At 68.6% G+C, this 18789-nt stretch carries 13 protein-coding genes and 2 pseudogenes; 9 read left to right on the top strand and 6 right to left on the bottom strand.

Going from position 1 to position 18789, the window contains the following annotated elements:
• Nucleotides 1–62: 62 nt before the first annotated feature.
• The 5 genes from wecB to ACSMXR_RS10845 form a co-directional block, all read right to left on the bottom strand.
• Nucleotides 63–1166 (bottom strand): non-hydrolyzing UDP-N-acetylglucosamine 2-epimerase, encoded by a 1104-nt coding sequence (wecB, locus tag ACSMXR_RS10865; RefSeq protein WP_473171735.1) that lies wholly within the window; start codon nt 1164–1166, stop codon nt 63–65.
• Entirely contained in the window at nt 1163–2374 is a 1212-nt protein-coding gene (locus ACSMXR_RS10860) for an acyltransferase family protein (protein WP_381797373.1), read from the bottom strand. The genes wecB and ACSMXR_RS10860 overlap by 4 nt, the downstream gene beginning before the upstream one ends.
• Nucleotides 2375–2465: 91 nt before the next feature.
• Nucleotides 2466–3068 carry an acyltransferase gene (locus ACSMXR_RS10855; protein ID WP_473171734.1) on the bottom strand — a complete coding sequence of 201 codons (603 nt, stop codon included), beginning with the start codon at nt 3066–3068 and terminating at the stop codon, nt 2466–2468.
• Nucleotides 3069–3147: 79 nt separating this feature from the next.
• On the bottom strand, nt 3148–5004 hold the full coding sequence (locus ACSMXR_RS10850; protein ID WP_473171733.1) for an FG-GAP-like repeat-containing protein: 1857 nt from the start codon (nt 5002–5004) through the stop codon (nt 3148–3150).
• Between the two features lie 39 nt (nt 5005–5043).
• Entirely contained in the window at nt 5044–5562 is a 519-nt protein-coding gene (locus ACSMXR_RS10845; RefSeq protein ID WP_381908350.1) for a hypothetical protein, read from the bottom strand.
• A gap of 341 nt (nt 5563–5903) precedes the next feature.
• On the opposite strand from ACSMXR_RS10845, the gene ACSMXR_RS10840 reads away from it, so the two are divergent.
• Together ACSMXR_RS10840 and ACSMXR_RS10835 are read left to right on the top strand one after the other, a co-directional pair.
• A complete protein-coding gene (locus ACSMXR_RS10840; protein ID WP_473171732.1) occupies nt 5904–9209 on the top strand; it encodes an ALF repeat-containing protein in 3306 nt (1101 codons plus the stop codon).
• Nucleotides 9210–9349: 140 nt separating this feature from the next.
• A complete protein-coding gene (locus ACSMXR_RS10835; RefSeq protein ID WP_381908348.1) occupies nt 9350–9742 on the top strand; it encodes a hypothetical protein in 393 nt (130 codons plus the stop codon).
• Nucleotides 9743–9748: 6 nt separating this feature from the next.
• Here the strand turns inward: ACSMXR_RS10835 and ACSMXR_RS10830 are convergent.
• Nucleotides 9749–10165, bottom strand: a pseudogene (locus tag ACSMXR_RS10830) (IS5/IS1182 family transposase); the annotation flags it as partial.
• Nucleotides 10166–10205: 40 nt separating this feature from the next.
• Here ACSMXR_RS10830 and ACSMXR_RS10825 point away from each other — a divergent pair.
• From ACSMXR_RS10825 to ACSMXR_RS10795, 7 genes and pseudogenes are all read left to right on the top strand, one after another.
• Nucleotides 10206–10586, top strand: a pseudogene (locus ACSMXR_RS10825) (IS982 family transposase); the annotation flags it as partial.
• A 398-nt stretch (nt 10587–10984) separates the two neighbouring features.
• Entirely contained in the window at nt 10985–11305 is a 321-nt protein-coding gene (gene rplU, locus ACSMXR_RS10820) for a 50S ribosomal protein L21 (protein WP_018487143.1), read from the top strand.
• Between the two features lie 14 nt (nt 11306–11319).
• Nucleotides 11320–11577, top strand: a complete 258-nt coding sequence (gene rpmA / locus ACSMXR_RS10815; protein WP_015608479.1) for a 50S ribosomal protein L27 — start codon at nt 11320–11322, stop codon at nt 11575–11577.
• Nucleotides 11578–11734: 157 nt separating this feature from the next.
• Complete coding sequence (gene obgE, locus ACSMXR_RS10810; protein WP_473171731.1) at nt 11735–13171, top strand: GTPase ObgE; 1437 nt, start codon at nt 11735–11737, stop codon at nt 13169–13171.
• A gap of 339 nt (nt 13172–13510) precedes the next feature.
• The gene (locus ACSMXR_RS10805; protein WP_137235694.1) at nt 13511–15010 is read left to right on the top strand and encodes a bifunctional cytidylyltransferase/SDR family oxidoreductase; all 1500 of its coding nucleotides are present in this window, start codon (nt 13511–13513) and stop codon (nt 15008–15010) included.
• Between the two features lie 225 nt (nt 15011–15235).
• The gene (locus tag ACSMXR_RS10800; protein ID WP_473171730.1) at nt 15236–17329 is read left to right on the top strand and encodes a hypothetical protein; all 2094 of its coding nucleotides are present in this window, start codon (nt 15236–15238) and stop codon (nt 17327–17329) included.
• Nucleotides 17330–17528: 199 nt separating this feature from the next.
• Nucleotides 17529–18767, top strand: a complete 1239-nt coding sequence (locus tag ACSMXR_RS10795; RefSeq protein WP_473171729.1) for a glycosyltransferase family 2 protein — start codon at nt 17529–17531, stop codon at nt 18765–18767.
• The last annotated feature ends 22 nt before the right edge of the window (nt 18768–18789 follow it).

Raw genomic sequence — 18789 nt, 5'->3', positions numbered from 1 at the left:
ATAAATGGTGACGCTAGCACGGTGACATATGCCTATTAGCACCAAACGCGGCGCTGCGCATGTCACGCGGACCGGCTGCCCCCTTTCCACTCTTCCATGATCCGGACGACGTTTTCCGCGGCGTGTCCGTCGCCGTACGGCGTGCCGGGATCACTCGTGGGCACAGGGCGGGAGACGGTGGCGGCCCACTGCGCCGGGTCCATCTCGTGCGGGTCGGGTACCAAGACGTTCCAACCGGTGTGGATGGTTTCCACCCACTCGGTCTCGGGACGGATGGTCGTGGTGATCCGCTCCAGGAGGAAAGCTTCCTTCTGGAGGCCTCCCGAGTCGGTGACCACGCCCGACGAGGCGAGGACGGCGGCGACGAGGCCCGCGTAGGGCAGCGGCCGCCCGACGTGGACGGCGCCCCTGGCCAGCTCGATGCCATGGGCCTCGGCGCGCGCCACGAGGCGCGGGTGGGCGAGCAGCGCGACGGGCACGGGCAGGCCCGCGAGAGCGTCGATGATGGCGGACAGTCGGGCCGGGTCGTCCGTGTTGTCCGGGCGGTGCAGGGTGGCCAGCAGGAACGGCTGCGAGGGGTCGATGCCCTCGGGCAGGGCTGGAGCCGCGTGCTCGCCGGCGCGCACGGCGTCCCGGATGCGGAGGCAGATGTCGACCATGACGTCGCCCGCCAACTGCGTGCGCTCGGACAGCCCTTCGGCCGCGAGGTGACGTACGGCCTCCTCGGTCGGCGCGAGCAGCAGATCGGCGCAGTGGTCGGTCAGGACCCGGTTGTGCTCTTCGGGCATCCGGCGGTTGAACGACCGCAGACCCGCTTCGAGGTGAGCCACCGGAAGGTGCTGCTTGACCGCCGAAAGAGCCCCGGCGATCGTCGAGTTCGTGTCGCCGTAGACCAGGACCCAGTCGGGCTTCTCCGCTTCCAGGACCGGGTCGAGCGCGGAGAGCACCGATCCGGTCTGCACGCCGTGGCTTCCGGAACCGACGCCGAGGTGCACATCGGGGTCAGGGATGCCGAGACCTTCGAAAAAGACGTCCGAAAGGTCCGCGTCGTAGTGCTGTCCGGTGTGGACGATGACGTGCTGGTGATCGGTCCCGGCGAATGCCGCGGCGACAGCAGCCAGCTTCACCAACTGGGGGCGAGCACCGACGATGCTGATGACTTTCATTGCACGCTCTTCTTCTGAATCGCTTGACGTTGAGGTGAGGAATGGGGGTGCGCGCCCGGCGGGTACGTACCGGGCTCCTGCGGCACGGCGTGTACCGCTCGGGAGCGGGCAGATCCGCCTGGGCCTCGACGGCGAAGCAGGCGTTCGAGCGGATGTTCCACGCAATGGTAAGCAATGGCGGCCACCGCCAGGCTCAGCAGCAGCGTGGCGGCCCAGAAGCCGGCCGTCTCGAGCCGGCCCACCGGCTTGCCGTAGACGCCGGCCAGGGCTCTCAGCACGATCTCGTGGAAGAGGTACCAGGCGAAGGACCACTGTCCGAGCCTGACCATGGCGGGTCCGGCGAGAGTGGTCCGGCGGCCTTCCAGGTCCGCCGCCGCAGCAGCCGCGACCAGCAGCGCGAAGATCGGTGCGGACAGCAGCTGGGAAGCGCTGTACGGGCTGTACCAGAGGCTGTCCGGCACGGCGTGGGACCAAGGGATCAGCGCCAGGTGCCAGGCCAGGACCGCCAGGACGGCTATCGGCAGGCCGCCCGCCGGGCGCCAGCCCCGTTTCACCGCGAGCCCGGCGGCGACCCCCAGGACGAACTGGAGCGTCCGGGTCGGCGGGAAGTAGTCCAGCGCCCACACCCGCACCAGCGAATCCGTGATCAGCGCGCCGCCCAGCCAGGCACCCAGCGAGGCCGCGCACACGACGACGGCGACGACGATCCGCCCCCGGGCGCTCCGCATCAGGGGCCATGCCAGCAGGAGCGGGAAGAGCAGATAGAACCAGGCCTCGTCGCTCAGCGACCAGGCGGCGGGGTTTCCGCCCGAGAGATAGGAGTGATCCGGCACCCAGGCATTCACGAGGCCCAGCGTCGCGGCGGTCCCGCGGAGCGAGAAGTCGGTGCCCAGCGCATGCCAGACGGCCACGGAGGCCAGGACCGAAGCGGCCAGCAGCGGCCAGATCCGGGCGAACCGGCGCCAGAGGAAGACGACCGCGGGCACGGTCTTGCCGTCGTACGTCCACGCCAGCACGAAGCCCGACAGGACGAAGAAGAAGGTGACCCCGCTCCTTCCGTACCAGGTCACGTCACTGATCCACGGAAGCTGGCCGGCCTGCCGGGACAGGTGATAGAGCACCACGGCCAGCGCTGCCCAGAAGCGCAGCCCGGTGAGAGAGTCCAGCCGCGCGTGCTCGGCGGCCTTCGGTGCGGGAGCCCCCGCCATGAGTGTCATCCTCTTCTGCGCGGACATATGAACCACTCGGGCAGGACCGTCACGTCCGCGACGGTGGAGTACCGATGGTCGGCCATGGTTGTCAGACGGTCCGCTCGGTGAGGAGCGCGTCCTTCTCCTCGTACAGGGAACCGCTCTGCGGGCACTCCCACACCCCCGGCTCGCCCTCGCGCTCGACCAGCCGGACGCCGCTGCGGCCGACCCAGCCGATCCGCCGGGCCGGCACGCCGACGACCAGGGCGAAGTCCGGAACATCCTTGGTGACCACGGCGCCGGCCGCGACCATCGCCCACCGGCCGACCCGGACCGGCGCGACGCAGACCGAGCGAGCGCCGAGCGAGGCGCCCTCGGCGACCTTCACGCCGACGGCCTCCCAGTCGCCGCCGCGCTTCTGCTTGCCGTCCGGGTCGACCGAGCGGGGGTTGTGGTCGTTGGTGAGGACGACGGCGGGGCCGACGAAGACACCGTCGCCGAGCTCGGCGGGCTCGTAGACGAGGGCATAGTTCTGCAACTTCACGTTGTCGCCGATACGCACACCGGTACCGACGTACGCACCACGGCCGACGACACAGCCCTCACCGAGCCGGGCCCCTTCACGAATCTGCGCCAGCTCCCAGACGCTGGAACCGGCCCCGATCTCGGCGGTCTCGTCGACCTGGGCGGTGGGCTGGACCCTGTAGTTCACGGCATGCCTTTCGGAGAGCTGATGCGCCCGGAAAGCATAAGGGTGTCCTGCCCACCGCCCCGCGTGCGGGACCGGTCGGTCAGACGACGCCGCCCGACCAGTGGAGCACCGGTGCCTTGGTGCCGGTGGCGGTGCTGGTGAACGTGAACAGCGAGTCGAGACGTCGGCCGTCAGCAGTCTTACTGCCTTCGTAAAGGACGCCGAGATCGTCCTTGCCGTCCTTGTTGTAGTCACCGGAGGTCGGCAGGCTCACGTTCCAGTTGAACGAGCCGGTGCTGGACCAGGTCTGCTTGGGTGCCGCGAAGCCGGTGCCGTTGCTGGTGAAGGTGAAGAGGGTGGAGACGTGCTTGCCGTCCGCTGCCTGGCCGGAGTCGTAGAGGACGGCGAGGTCGTCCTTCTTGTCGCCGTTGTAGTCACCGGAGACGGGCTTGCTCTTGCTCCAGTTGAAGGATCCGGTGCTGGTCCAGGATGTGGTGGGGTTGTTGAAGGCGGTGCCGGTGCTGGTGAAGGTGAAGGCGAGGGAGACGTACTTGCCGTCGTTGGCCTGGCCGCCGTTGTAGAAGACGGCGAGGTCGTCCTTGCCGTCGCCGTTGAAGTCACCGGAGACGGGCTTGCTCTTGCTCCAGTCGAACGAGCCCGAGCTCGTCCAGGATGTGGTGGGGTTGTTGAAGGCGGTGCCGGTGCTGGTGAAGGTGAAGGCGAGGGAGACGTACTTGCCGTCGTTGGCCTGGCCGCCGTTGTAGAAGACGGCGAGGTCGTCCTTGCCGTCGCCGTTGAAGTCACCCGAGACCGGCTTGCTCTTGCTCCAGTCGAAGGAACCCGAGCTGGCCCAGGTCTGCTTGGGTGCTGCGAACCCGGCCCCGTTGCTGGTGTACGTGAACACGGTGGTGGCGTACTTGCCGTCTGCGGCCTGGCCGGAGTTGTAGAGGACGGCGAGGTCGTCCTTGCCGTCCCCGTTGTAGTCGCCGGAGGTCAGCTTGCTGGCGGCGCCGCTGAAGGATCCCGTGCTGGCCCAGACCCTCTTGGGCTCCGCGAAGCCGGTGCCGTTGCTGTAGAACGCGAACAGGGAGGACCTGTTCTTGCCGTCGGGGCCGGTGCCGTTGTCGTAGAAGGCGGCGATGTCCTCCTTCCCGTCGCCGTTGAAGTCCCCGGATGCCACCTGCGGGTCCTTCGGCAGTCCGCGGACCTGGGTGACCCAGTCGGTGAGGTCGTCGGTGCGGGACTCCACCGCACCGGGGCGGGTCTCGTCGGAGCCGAAGCAGCCTGCTTGCCAGGAGGCGCTGTGGACGGCGGCGAGCAGGACCGTGCCGTTCTGCTCGCGCAGGGCGGGTCCGCCCGCGTCGCCCTTGCAGATCGCGCCGCCGTCGCGGGTGACGGCCACCGTCGTCGCACCGGCCGCGGTCACGTCGAACGTGCCCGCGTGCAGCCGGTCGGGCACCCAGGACGTGGCGGTGCGGCCGTAGCCGACCGCCCGCAGGCTCTCGCCCGCCACCGGGGCGGAGTCCGCGAGCAGGACCGGCGCGATGTCCGTGACCGGCTGGGCCAGCTTGGCCATCACCAGGTCACGGTCACTGCGCGAGACCAGCTCGGTCACCTCGACGACCTTGCCGCCCGTGCCGGTCAGATCGGTGCGCCCGATCGTCGCCGTGGTCTTCTGCGCCGGGGCGCCGGCGGGCAGCGGGAAGGCCGGCTGCCCGGCCGCCGCGAAGCAGCTGCTCGCGGTCAGGATCCACTGGGCGTCGACCAGCGAACCGGTGCAGGCACGCTTCGTATCGCCCTCACCGATGTCGAGCTTGGCGGTGAAGGCGTACGTGCCGTCGGCGACCGCGTCACCGACGACGGCCTGGGCGGGAGAGGAGACGGTCATCGCCCCGGCCGCGGCGACCACCGCGAACAGAGCCGTACCCCGCACACGGCGGGAAGATCTCGAAGACACAAGGATTCCTTGCTGGTTACGGATGGATCGAGCTGACTGCTACTTGGTGGTTCTGATCTCCAGGAGGACGTAGTCGCGCCCCTCCGGGTCGGTCGTCTCACCGACGGGGGTCCACGCGTTCTTCGCGATGTCGAAGGACGTCTCCTTGCCATCGACGGTCATGTCGACCTCGGTGGTGTAGTCGTTGCCTTTGACGCCATTGACCGCAGGGATCTCCATTGTCAGGAAGCCGCTGTTGCCGGTGACTCGGAAGCAGATCCGGCCCTGGTCGCGGGCGGAGAGCTCGAGTAGACCAGTCCCGCTGGTGCAGTCAGCCAGGACGATGTGTCCGTCGCCCCGCTTGAGGACGATGCCCTGCTCCTCCAGGACCTTTTCGGCTCCGGGGTAGTTGAAGTCCTCGACGGCATGGCCCGGCAACTCGTCCGCGACCGCCGCACGATGCGCGGATGCGCTGGCCGGTGCGCCGGCGAGTGCGAGCCATGTCAGGGCGCCCGCCGCGGCAACACCCAGGACGGGACTCACCAGGCGCTTCGGCGTGATCGTGTTTCGTACCTTCATCAAAGTTCCCAGCGCTCGTTCTGTCCGAATGTTCCATTAATGCAGGATAAGTATGCATGGGTGACAGTGTGCCCATGCTTATTCTCTTCGAAATCAAATCCTGCAAACGGATCCATTGTCAATCGGGTGGGCGGGGTTGAATCCCAGCTCGATCGCGGCTCTAAACGAGACTTCCGTCACACCAGGAAAGGTTGTATTTTTTCTTATAAATATTCGATAAATGAAAAATTACGCAACGGTAACTCCCTTGCGCTTGCGTGGTCGTGCGAGGGTCGTTCGTGTGATCCTTAGCTGGCGATTTCCCATTGCCCGGATGGGTGTATTTAGGTGGAGGATGGTAAGTGAAACTAAAAAAAATAAGCGGCGGACGGAGACGGTGGCGCGGCGTCGGCATCTCGGGCGTCGCACTCGCCCTGTCCACGATCATGCTGGGCACGACCTGGGGAGATTCCGCCTGGGCGGCCGAAATAGGCTTGCCCGACGATGCGCGCACCCAAGTTCTTCAGGAGTGGCAGCTTGGCGGCCGTGCGGTACGCCAGCAGGCGGAAGCGGCGCTCGTCGGGGACGAGGACGCGCTCAAGGCTTTCCTTGACACGAACCTTTCGCGTGCGCGGGCCGAGGACGAGCGTGCCGCCGTCCTGGCAATGCTCAACTACGCCGGGCCTGGAGTACGGGCCGCCGCGCAGACAGCTCTCTCCGGCACGGATTCCGATCTGCACATCTTCGTCACCAAGGGCTACAAGGGCCCACTGGCGGACGACCGTCGGGCGGCGGTGCTCACCGTCCTCGATGGGGGTGGCAAGGCGGTCGTGCGCGGGGCGAACAAGGCTCTGAACACCGGCACTCCCGAAGCACTCGACGCTTTCCTGGCCAAGGGGCAGTACACCGCGCGCCAGGAGGATGAGCGTGCGGAGGTGCTGGCGATGCTCGTAGGCGCCGGGCCCAACATGACCACGGCGATCAACCGAGCGCTGGACGGCACCCCCGCTGACGTCGTCGCCTTCTTGGAGAAGGGCCAGCACCTCGCGCGCGCCCGCGACCAGGAAAAACTCACGATCGACCAACTCGTGCAGCAGGCCGAGAACGCTGGCGCCCGCGCACACAAGTCCACGGTCGCAGCGAAGGAGGCTTCGGAGCGGGCCGAGGCCGCCGCCGCAGCCGCCAAGACGGCCGCGCTCAAGGCGGCCAGCGAGAGCGCCGCCGCTCAGGGCGACTCGGCCAAGGCCTCGCGCGCAGCCGGGCGCGCCGCAGACGCCGCCCGGGGGGCCGCCGACGCCGCCCGCACCGCGGTCACGGCGTCGCGGACGGCCATCAACGCGGCTCGGACGGCTGCCTCGGCGGCCCAGGCGGCTGCCGCAGCTGCAGCAGCCGCAGCGCAGGCTTCGGTCCGTGCCTACAACGCCGCCTCTGCGGCGTCTAAGAACGCCTCCCAGGCCGGCGCGGCCAAGGACGCCGCCAAGGCTGCCAGGGACACGGCTGCCAAGGCCCGCAGGGCCGCCGACGCGGCCGGAGCCGCCGCCGAGGCGAGCAGCGCGGCCCAGCGGTCGAGCGCCGCTGCCGCTCGCGCCGGCCAGAACGCGGCTGCGTCAGCCGCCGCGGCGGCTGACGCAGCTTCAGCAGCGGGTGTCTCGCAGTCCGAGGCCAAGCGGGCCCGAGACGCCGCGGCGCTCGCCAAGTCCGCCGCCGACATCGCCACCGCCGCCGCCGCGCGGGCGGGCTCGCTGGCTCAGCAGGCTGCCACCGCAGCCGGTCAGGCACGTACGGCCGCCAACAGTGCTGCCGCCCACGCTGAGAAGGCGGCCAAGGCGGCCGAGGACGCCGCGAACGCCGCCGGTGAGGCCGGCGACTGGGCCGCGACCGCCACGAGGAACGCCAACGCGGCTGTTGCAGCGGCCGAGGAGGCCGGGAACGCGGTCAAGCAGGCGCAGGGTGTTGCCACGTTCGCCCGTACCGCTGAGGCCGCCGAGCTCGGCGAGGAGCGTGCTCTGGCCATCGAGGTGGCCAAGCAGCTCAAGGTCGAGGAGAGTGAGACCGCAAAGAAGATCCAGGCGCTCCAGGCCGAGCAGGAGCAGGTTGGCCAGGAGACGCGTGATCTGCTCGCCCGGGCGGCTGCCGAGAGCGACATCCGGGCTGCGGCTCTGCTGGGCCGCAGAGCGGCCGTCAACCGGATGGACACCGCATCGGCTTGGAGCCGCCAGGCTGCGCAGCAGGCGCTGACGGGCGACGACCAGCAGGTCGTCGAATGGGTGAGGACGGGCCACAGTGAGGCTGCAGTCCTCGACGACCGCGAGAAGGTCCTCACCCTCGCCAACCTGAACCGGGTGGTCCTCTCAGAGGCCGCGCAGCAGACGCTGGAGAGCACCGACCCGAACGCTGTCTCGGACTTCCTGCTGCACGGCGCCAAGGAAGTACAGGCGGACGAGTATCGCGTGGCCGTCCTCAAGACCCTTAATGGGGCGGGCAAGGCCGTCACCGCTGCCGCCAACGCTGCCCTCGACGACGGCAGCGTCGATGCGCTGCACGCGTTCCTGCTCTACAAGTACTCGGCGGCGCAAACCGAGGACGACCGAGCCGCGACCCTGGCCGCGCTCAACGGGGCTGGTCCGAACGTTGAGGCCGCGGCGCAGACCGCCCTCGAAGGCCCCGAGTGGATGCTGCACCAGTTCGTCGACTACGCGCACTACAACGCGCAGGAGGCGGACAACGATACCGCGACCCATGTGGCGTCCATCAACTCGCAGATCGCCTCCGCGGCTCGCACCGCCGCCACCGCGTACAAGGACGCTGCCGAGGCGTCCAAGGCGGCGGCTCTGGCACGCTCGGCCGCGAAGGAAGCCGATGAGTGGGCCAAGAAGGCCCAGGATTCGGCCAGGGATGCACAGACGCACGCGGACAATGCCGATGCCGCAGCCGACAGCGCTGACAGATCGGCCGCTGCCGCCGAGGCCTCGGCCAAGACCGCCGCGTCCGCGGCCTCGTCCGCCCGCACGGCCAGCCGCCAGGCCAACTACTCGGCCAACCAGGCGATCAACTCAGCACATGCGGCGGTCGCCTCGGCGAACAGTGCCCAGGCTTCCGCCGACCGCGCGTACGCCGACTCCATCGCGGCGGGCAAGTCCGCGGCTGAGGCGCGGGCCGCGGCCAGTGACGCCAAGCGGATCGCGGAGACCAAGCGCAAGCAGGAAGTCGCCGCCGAGGCCGCGAAGGCGGCGGAACAGGCCCGGAAGGACAAGGCCGACAACGTCGACCGTGCAAACACGGAGGCCAACGACAAGGTCGATGTCGGCGACATCCGGGACGCCCAGCAGGAGAACGCCGCGTCGGCAGCCACCTCCACGGCCAAGATCAGCGCCATCCTCGGCGGTGCAGCGGTCGTGGCGGCGTTTATCCCCGGCGGTCAGCCGCTGGCTGCCGCGCTCGGAGGCGCCTCGCTCGTCTTCGCGGGCATCAGCACCCTGTACAACGCGAAGGCGTACGGCTGGGGCAGCGACCAGTTCTACACCGGCGTCGCTGGAATGGCGCTCAGTATCGGTCTGGGCGGCGTGGGAAACTTGGCGGGTTCCATGGCCGCCACGAATGTTGGAAAGGCGGCGGTTTCAGGCATCAACAACGCTGCCTCGTCCATCGTGGGCTGGTTCACGGCGTAGATCGCTCGCTGCCGCACGGCCTGTGTGAACTGCATGGTATGAAACGGGTGGTCGGCGGGGTTTCCACCCCGCCGACCACCCGGAGCGGAGTTCTGCATAGGATCAGAACCCTCGCTCGCGGCACGAAAGGAAGAGTTTTCATGCTGGAGAAATCGTCTTCACTGTGGTGGTTGTTCGCTGCGATCAGCGTGGCTGTCTATCTCTGGGCCATGTTTCCGGGGATGGTGAACCAGCGGCAGAAGGTCTGGGTTTCGTGCGGTCCGGTAGCGGGCTTCATAGCCGTGGTGGTCTTCAGCGCCAACTACGACTGGCCGCTGGTCGAGATGCTCCCCGCCTATTGTGGGTTCATTCTGGGTATCGGTCTGGGTGCCCTCGGGCACGGAAAGACCATGCGTGAATTCATGGTCTGGAAAGAAAAGAACCCAGGCAAACCGGACGACGAGAATCCGGCCGGCACTCCCTGGATCCTCCAGATGGCACTCACGCTCCCGGTCTTCCTGGGCGGCGCGATCTGGTACATGAACACTCACTGAGCGTCTTCAACGTTGCTGCTCCAGAGTGAGGGCCGGCTTCGCGATTGATGTCATGCGGGTGGGGCGGCAACGGGACCTGACACCAGGACTTCAGGCAGGCGAGGCCGCGTTCGACGGGTGCCTGTGCCGCCGCCAGGGACGGTTACGGGTCTTGTCGGTGAGAGTGGGTTCCTGTGGAGGCCCTGCGCACGCTGGTGGTCAGCCACGGGCCGACATCCTCGCGTTCGCAGAAATCGGATGATCTGGTGGGAGCGTGCGGCGGTCAGGTTGTGAGTGTGTCTCGGCAGGGCGGGCGAGAGCCATGACAGCTGGCCGACGGACTGGTGACGACCTGCACGCTCACGCCTGGCGCAGGTGTCCCTGGGAGCACTCAGCCCAGCCGCCGTCGACCCGGCCACACTCGCTGTGCCGACCGTCGCTCAGGTCCTGCCCCGTTTCCCTCGGCCCCGCACCGCATCCCCATGCTCGGCAGGTGCCGACCTGGAAACGGCGACCTGCGGCTGATCGACTCTGCTGTCCTGCGTAGCTCCTGCGAGACCGTCAACCCTCCGACGCAGGGCACGATGGTTACGGCTTCTGCCGCAGCCACTCCCACCTTTCCGGGCTTCCGGCTAGACCTGGTCACAACGCCGAGCGTGCGCCCATCACTGGCGCCTGGCCAACCCCAAGATCGATGAGCGGGAGGTGATGGGCCGCGCTACTGGAACGCCACTACGGCCATGCCCGCCAGGAGTAGGTGTCCCTTGCGGACAAGGATTGTGTAGGTCGGCTCAGCCTCGAACAGTACGGCGGCAGAACCCCGGTTGGTGCCCTCGCCCGCACCGGGCAACGACTCGTTGCCCTTCAGAGATGTCCGGTGGCAACAATTTGACTGCTCGCACGGAGAGTAACCGGGGAGGCTCGACGAGGCTGGGTTTGAGTTCTCGGCATACTGGCCGAGGAGAGGCCGCCAGGCCGAGGAGAGGCCGCCAGGCCGAGGAGAGGCCGCCAGACTGGCTCAAGGTCGGAAGTGGTGCATCTTGAGGTGGCCGACCCGGTTTGACCCCCACACCCCCGCCCCGTAACCTTGACCCTCGGTGTGTTTCCTTAACGCGCCTACCCCTGAGCACATCCCTCCCGGTAACGGTCGGTGTTCGCGCCGTCCGCCAGGAGAGGCCGCTCATCCTTCCGGATCGTCCCGGGCCCCGGCCCGTGCGAGCGGCTGGCATCAGGGGATCCGTTCCGAGCGAGAGAGAGATCCGCGTGTACGCCATCGTGCGCAGCGGTGGTCGCCAGCACAAGGTAGCTGTCGGCGACATCGTTGAGGTTGACAAGATTTCCACTGCCAAGGTTGGCGACACGGTCGAGCTCTCGACCCTGCTCGTTGTCGACGGTGACGCGGTCACCAGCGACCCGTGGGTGCTCGACGGCATCAAGGTCACGGCCGAGGTCGTGGACCACCACAAGGGCGCGAAGATCGACATCCTTCGCTACAAGAACAAGACCGGCTACCGCCGTCGCCAGGGTCACCGCCAGCAGTACACGGCGATCAAGGTCACCGGTATCCCCGCGGCTGCGAAGTAAGGGACTGAGAACACATGGCACACAAGAAGGGCGCATCGTCCACTCGGAACGGGCGCGATTCCAATGCTCAGCGGCTCGGCGTGAAGCGCTTCGGCGGTCAGGCCGTCAACGCCGGTGAGATCCTGGTCCGCCAGCGTGGCACCCACTTCCACCCGGGCACGGGCGTCGGCCGTGGCGGCGACGACACGCTGTTCGCGCTGACCGCCGGTGCGGTGGAGTTCGGCACGCACCGTGGCCGCAAGGTCGTGAACATCGTTCCGCTCGCCGTCTGATCCTTTCGACGCGCGCGTAACGGCACACAGCACCTTCCGAGGGCGGATCTCAGCTTTCCCGGCGAACGGGGAAGCGGGTCCGCCCTCTGCGTGTTACGACAGAGACAATTCCGCATTTTCCTGCTGTACCTGCACCTGTTATCTGGAGGCACCAACCATGACCACCTTCGTGGACCGCGTCGAGCTGCATGCCGCCGCGGGTAACGGAGGCCACGGCTGCGCCTCCGTCCACCGTGAGAAGTTCAAGCCGCTGGGAGGCCCCGACGGGGGCAACGGCGGACGGGGCGGCGATGTGATCCTCGTCGTCGAGCAGTCCGTGACCACGCTGCTGGACTACCACCACAGCCCCCACCGCAAGGCCACCAACGGCCAGCCCGGCGCCGGCGACAACCGCTCCGGCAAGGACGGCCAGGACCTGGTCCTGGCCGTGCCGGACGGCACCGTGGTGCTCGACAAGGCCGGGAACGTGCTCGCCGACCTCGTCGGCCAGGGCACCACCTTCGTGGCCGGTCAGGGCGGCCGCGGCGGCCTCGGCAACGCGGCGCTGGCCTCGGCCCGCCGCAAGGCCCCGGGCTTCGCGCTGCTCGGCGAGCCGGGGGAGAGCCGGGACATCGTCCTGGAGCTCAAGACCGTCGCCGACGTGGCGCTCGTGGGCTACCCGAGCGCGGGCAAGTCCTCGCTGATCTCGGTGCTCTCCGCGGCCAAGCCGAAGATCGCGGACTACCCGTTCACCACCCTCGTACCGAACCTCGGCGTCGTCACTGCCGGCTCGACCGTCTACACCATCGCCGACGTCCCCGGGCTCATCCCCGGCGCCAGCCAGGGCAAGGGCCTCGGCCTGGAGTTCCTGCGGCACGTCGAGCGCTGCTCGGTGCTCGTGCACGTCCTGGACACCGCCACCCTGGAGTCCGACCGCGACCCCGTCTCCGACCTCGACATGATCGAGGAGGAGCTGCGACTCTACGGCGGCCTGGAGAACCGGCCCCGCATCGTCGCCCTCAACAAGGTCGACATCCCGGACGGCCAGGACCTCGCCGACATGATCCGCCCCGACCTGGAGGCCCGCGGCTACCAGGTCTTCGAGGTCTCCGCCATCGCGCACAAGGGCCTCAAGGAGCTGAGCTTCGCGCTCGCCGGGATCATCGCCGAGGCGCGTGCCACCAAGCCGAAGGAAGAGGCGACCCGCATCGTCATCCGTCCCAAGGCCGTCGACGACGCGGGCTTCACCGTCACCCTGGACGACGAGGGCATCTACCGCGTGCGCGGCGAGAAGCCCGAACGCTGGGTGCGCCAGACCGACTTCAACAACGACGAGGCCGTCGGCTACCTCGCGGACCGGCTCAACCGCCTCGGCGTCGAGGACTCCCTGATGAAGGCGGGCGCCCGGGCCGGCGACGGCGTCGCGATCGGCCCCGAGGAGAACGCGGTCGTCTTCGACTGGGAGCCGACCGTCAGCGCCGGCGCCGAGATGCTCGGCCGCCGTGGCGAGGACCACCGCCTGGAGGAGCCGCGCCCCGCCGCGCAGCGCCGCCGGGACCGCGACGCCGAGCGCGACGACGCGGAGAAGGAGTACGACGAGTTCGACCCCTTCTAAACGCTCCGCGCCCGGAACCAAACGCTCCGGACCCCGGAACCAAACGCTCCGGACCCCCGGCCCGTCTCTGCGGAGGCGGGCCGTCCGGTAGCCTCGGGCCCGGGCACCGGCGGTTTCCGCCGGTCACGCCGGGTGAACGTGCTGCAGATGTGCGGATTGAGCAACACATCTGTGGGGTCGGTCACCCCGGGCGACCACCCGGCAGCGCCCAACCTCCCTGGCCAGAGGGTGAACTGCGGGTATCCGCGGGACGAGCGGCGGACGACGTCCACCTTGCGAGACGGTCACGGAGAGTGCGACCATCACACTGTTCCCCCGTCATAGCAAGGTAGGTCGTCTGTGTCTGTGCCGCATGAAGCCAAGCCCCGGACCACAGCGGTCGTGCTCGCCGGTGGGACCGGCCAGCGCGTGGGCCTGTCGATCCCCAAGCAGTTGCTGAAGATCGCCGGCAAGGCCGTCATCGAGCACACGCTGACCATCTTCGAGAACGCCGAGGGCATCGACGACGTCATCGTGCTGATGGCACCCGGTTTCGTGCCCGACGTCGAGAAGATCGTCGCGAAGGCCGGACTGACCAAGGTCACCCGGATCATCGAGGGCGGCAACACCCGCAACGAGACCACCGAGCGTGCCATCGCGGCCCTCGGCGAGGGTCTCGCCGAGGGCGAGGACCGCAACGTCCTCTTCCATGACGCGGTGCGCCCCCTGCTGTCACAGCGTGTGATCACGGACTGCGTCGAAGCGCTGGAGCGCTACCAGGCCGTCGACGTCGCCATCCCGTCCGCGGACACGATCATCGTGACCCGCACGCACGGCGAAGACGGCGAGTTCATCACCGAGGTGCCCGACCGCTCCCGGCTGCGCCGCGGCCAGACGCCGCAGGCCTTCAAGCTCTCCACCATCCGCAGGGCGTACGAGGTCGCGGCGGGGGACCCCAACTTCCAGGCCACCGACGACTGTTCGGTGGTCCTCAAGTACCTCCCCGACGTGCCGATCTACGTGGTCGCGGGCGACGAGTACAACATGAAGGTGACCCAGCCGGTCGACGTCTTCATCACCGACAAGCTCTTCCAGCTGGCCTCCACCGCCGCCCCGCGCCAGGCCGACGAGGCCGCCTACCGGGAGCTCCTCACCGGCAAGACCCTCGTCGTCTTCGGCGGTTCGTACGGCATCGGCGCCGACATCGCGACCCTGGCCGAGAGCTACGGCGCGAAGGTCTACGCGCTCGGCCGCTCCACCACCGGTACGCACGTGGAGAACCCGGAGCACGTGGACGACGCGCTCTCCAAGGCGTACGCCGAGACCGGCCGGGTCGACTACGTCATCAACACCGCGGGCGTGCTGCGGATCGGCAAGCTGGCCGAGACCGACAACACGACCATCCAGGAAGCGCTGAACGTCAACTACCTGGCGCCGGTCCAGATCGCCCGCGCCTCGTACAAGTACCTCGCCGAGACCCAGGGCCAGTTGCTGCTCTACACCTCCAGCAGCTACACCCGGGGCCGTGCCGAGTACAGCCTCTACTCCTCCACCAAGGCCGCCATGGTCAACCTCACCCAGGCGCTCGCCGACGAGTGGGCGGGCGAGGGCATCCGGGTCAACTGCGTGAACCCGGAGCGCACCGCGACCCCGATGCGCACCAAGGCGTTCGGCCAGGAGCCCGAGGGCTCGCTGCTCTCCTCGGAGGCCGTGGCGCGCACCTCGCTGGACGTCCTGCTCTCCGCGCTGACCGGTCACGTCATCGACGTACGGCAGCAGGACCCGACGGCGGGCGCCGCCGACTCCTCCGGGTTCGAGCAGGCGCTGGCCTCCGTGCTGGACCGTCAAGCAGATGTGTAATAATTCTTGACAAATGTGCTTTTCCGGGCCTCTGTTGTCGCTTTGTGCGATGACAGAGGCCCGAATGCGTGAAGCCGCACCTTCACATTTCCGCCAATACGTGAATCAACCGGCACCCCCTGGAGCAGGTTCTTCGTGATCTCGACAGCCATTCGCCTGGCCCGTGTGGGCAGCAGGTCAGAACTGGCGGCAGCACTGTTGATGGGGCTGGGATATCCCTGCGTCATGCTCGCCGCGCTCATTCCCAACGTCTGGTTCTTCGCGGCGGCCACAGCTGTCACGTACGTCGCGGACTGGTATCTGCACCAGCGGGGGAGCTATCTGATCAACCGCCTGGGCAAGGTGCGCGCCGGGCTGTCGATCCGCTTCCTGCTGCGGCAGCTGATGGTCATCCTGCTGCTCGCCCGCCTGGATCTCGCCGAGCAGCCGCTGTTCTACTCGGCGGTGGCCTGCTTCCTGCTCTTCTACGGGCTCCAGGCGCCGCACGGCGCCGTGACGACCCTGATCCGGCTCCGCCGCACCATGCCGGTCGTCACCCGCAACGTGGACCTGCACGCGGTGCGCATCCCCGACGCCCCGCCCGGCTCCCTGCTGCGGCGCTCCGCCGAGAAGATGCTGCACCTGGACATCCCGGCCGTGGTGGGCATCCTGATCGCCGCCGGTACCGGCCAGGACGTCATCGGTTACGCGGGCATCGGCGTGACGCTGCTGCTGGCCCTGCTCTACCTCGTGGCGCTCGTGCCCTACATGCGCCGCGGCCGGCTGGCGCCTCCGGCCCCCGCCGTGCTCAAGGCCGTCGACACCTGGCTGCGCGAGTACCAGCCGACCGTGGTGCTCTACTTCTCCGGCTCCAACGAGTCCGCCTACCAGGGCAACATGTGGCTGGAGACCATGGCCCGGGTCGAGGGCCGGCCGCTGATCATCATGCGGGAGCGCGGTCTCGTCCCGCAGCTGGCCGAGACCTCCGTCCCGGTCATCTGCGTCCCGGCCGGCACCCACCTGATGAACCTGGACCTCTCGACCGTGCGGGTCTGCCTGTATCCCGCCAACGTCGGCAAGAACATCCACATCCTGCGCGTCCCGACGATGAAGCACGTCTTCATCGGCCACGGCGACAGCGACAAGCTCGCCAGCGTCAACCCGTACTCCAAGGTCTACGACGAGGTCTGGACCGCGGGCCGGGCCGGCCGCGACCGGTACGCACTGGCCGACGTGGGCGTCCTCGACCAGGACATCGTCGAGGTCGGCCGCCCGCAGCTGGAGCCCATCAAGAGCTGGACGGGCGCCGTCAAGAACCCCATCCCGACCGTGCTGTACGCGCCCACCTGGGAGGGCTGGGACGACAACCCGGGCAACACCTCGCTGCTGCTGGCGGGCGAGAACATCGTGCGCCGGCTGCTGAACGCCGCCGACCCGGTCCGGATCATCTACAAGCCGCACCCCTTCACCGGCATCCGCAGCGCCAAGGCCAAGGCGGTCAACGCCCGGATCCGGGCGATGCTGGACAAGGCCGCCGCCGAGCGCGCCGCCGACCCTCGCTGGGCGAAGGAGGCCTCGTCGGCCGCCGCCGGGCAGAGCGCCGCCAAGGCCGAGCTGGTCCGGATCGAGGCGCGGCTCGCGCAGCTCGCGTCCACCGGCCGCTCGGGCGGCGACGAGGCGGAGGAGTCGCGGCTCTCGCTCGCCGACCCGGCCCGCGAGGCGGAGACCGCCCGGCTGCGGGCCGAGTGGAACGACGCCTACTGGCGCTCCTTCGGCTGGTGGGAGCACCGCACGGTGACCGGCGCGCAGCCCAAGCTGTACGACTGCTTCAACGAGTCCGACGCGATGGTTTCGGACATTTCCAGTGTGGTCTCCGACTTCATCGCGAGCGGCAAGCCGTACGCGGTGACCGACTCCGCCGCCCTCGGGGCCGAGGAGTTCAAGCGGCAGAACACCGCGGTGCGCGCCGCGGTCATCCTGTCCAACGGGGCCGAGGAGCTCGACGCTCTGCTGGCCGCGGTGGCCGACCCGGCGGCGGACACGCTGGCGGACGCCCGCCGCGAGCTGAAGACCTACCTCCTGGGGCCGGACGAGCCGACCTCCATGGAGCAGTTCAACGCCGCCGTGCGGGCGCTGGCCGCCAAGGCGGAGGCCCGTAACCAGGGCGTCGCCCAGCGGCTCGGCGACCAGGCCGTCGCGGTGCCGGACGAGGAGGCCGTCTCCAGCGGGGTCGGCGCGAAGGACCCGCAGGCGGTCGCCGAGGCCGAGGCCGAAGCCGAGGCGGCGGTCGAGGTGGCGCCGGAGACCGCCGTCACCGAGGGCTCCTCGTCGGTGCGCTGAACGGATGACGTCCGGGCACTGAACGACAGGCGTCCGGACGCCGCACAATTGATCGAACTGGCTGAAAAGCAGGCAACCCCGATCGCGACCCGTACGTCTCTCCTGAGGGAGGGATGTACGGGTCGTTCGGCATGTCGATGCACAAAAAGTGCAGAGTCGGGCAATCTGCCTTCTTTCGTGATCAAATCGACAGGTGCACATGCCCGACATGCCCAGGACGAACGACGAGCCCGATGTCAGTGTGATCATCGGAGCCTATGACGCGATGCCCTACCTGGTCCGGTGCCTGGAGTCCGTCGAGGCACAGACCATCGGCGCGGACCGCATGGAGATCGTCGCGATCGACGACGGCTCCACCGACGGCACCGGCGCGTACCTGGAGGAATTCGCCGCCCGGACCGCGATTCCCATGCGCGTCGTCCGGCAGGAGAATTCCGGCGGACCCAGCGGACCGCGCAATCGCGGCCTCGCTCTCGCCCGCGGGCGGTACGTCTTCTTTCTCGACGCGGACGACTATTTCGGCGAGGAAGCCCTGGAGCGCATGGTCGCCATGGGTGACCGGGCCGGCACCGACGTGGTGCTCGGAAAGATCGTCGGCGTCAATCGCGGTGCCGCGAAGTCGATGTGGAAAGAGACCGTCGAGCGCGCCGACCTGTATTCCTCCAACGTCAAATTCACCCTGAGCGCGCAGAAGCTGTTCCGGCGCGACCTCCTCGTACGCCTGGGCATGACCTTCGACGAGAAGCTGAAGACGGGCGAGGACGCCCTGTTCACGATGGAGGCGTATCTGCGCGGCAACGGGATCTCCGTCGTCGCCGACTACACCTGCTACTACCTGGTGGGCCGCGAGGACCGCAACCAGATGACCAAGAAGGGCAGCTACAAGCGCCGTTTCGACTCGGCCCGCGCCCTCATGGGGCTCATCGCCGAGTACGTGCCCCCGGGCCCCCGGCGCGACGCCCTGATGGTGCGGCCCTTCGTCATCACGCTGCTGCCCCAGTTCGGCCCCGGCCTGGTGAAGCAGAAGGACGAGGTCCGCGCCCGCAAGATGGCGCTCGCCGCCCCCCTGATGAAGGTGTACTGGACGCCGGAGCTCGGCCGCAACCTCAAGGTGAACGAACGGCTGCGGCTGATGTGCATCGCCGAGGGCCGGCTCGACCTGCTCCTGGACATCGCGGCCTTCCTGCGCGACAAGAAGGAGCCCGAACTCGTCCGCCGGGGCAACCCGCCCCGTCTCCACCTCGCCTACCCGCACTTCGGCGAGAGCTCCGTGCTTCCCGACCGGGCGTACGAGGTCACCGTCACCGAATGGGTCGGCGGACGGCGGATCGAGGCCCCGCAGGCCGGCCCCCGTGTCTCCTTCGCCCGCCGCGTGGTCCGCAAGGCCCGCCGCACCGTGCTCGGCGCCCTGCGCACCCCGCGCGCGCACCGCGTCTGACCGGATCCGGGGGAGCCCCGGA

Source organism: Streptomyces sp. DSM 106670 (genome assembly GCF_055792845.1).
This window is presented reverse-complemented; position numbering and strand designations above follow the sequence as displayed.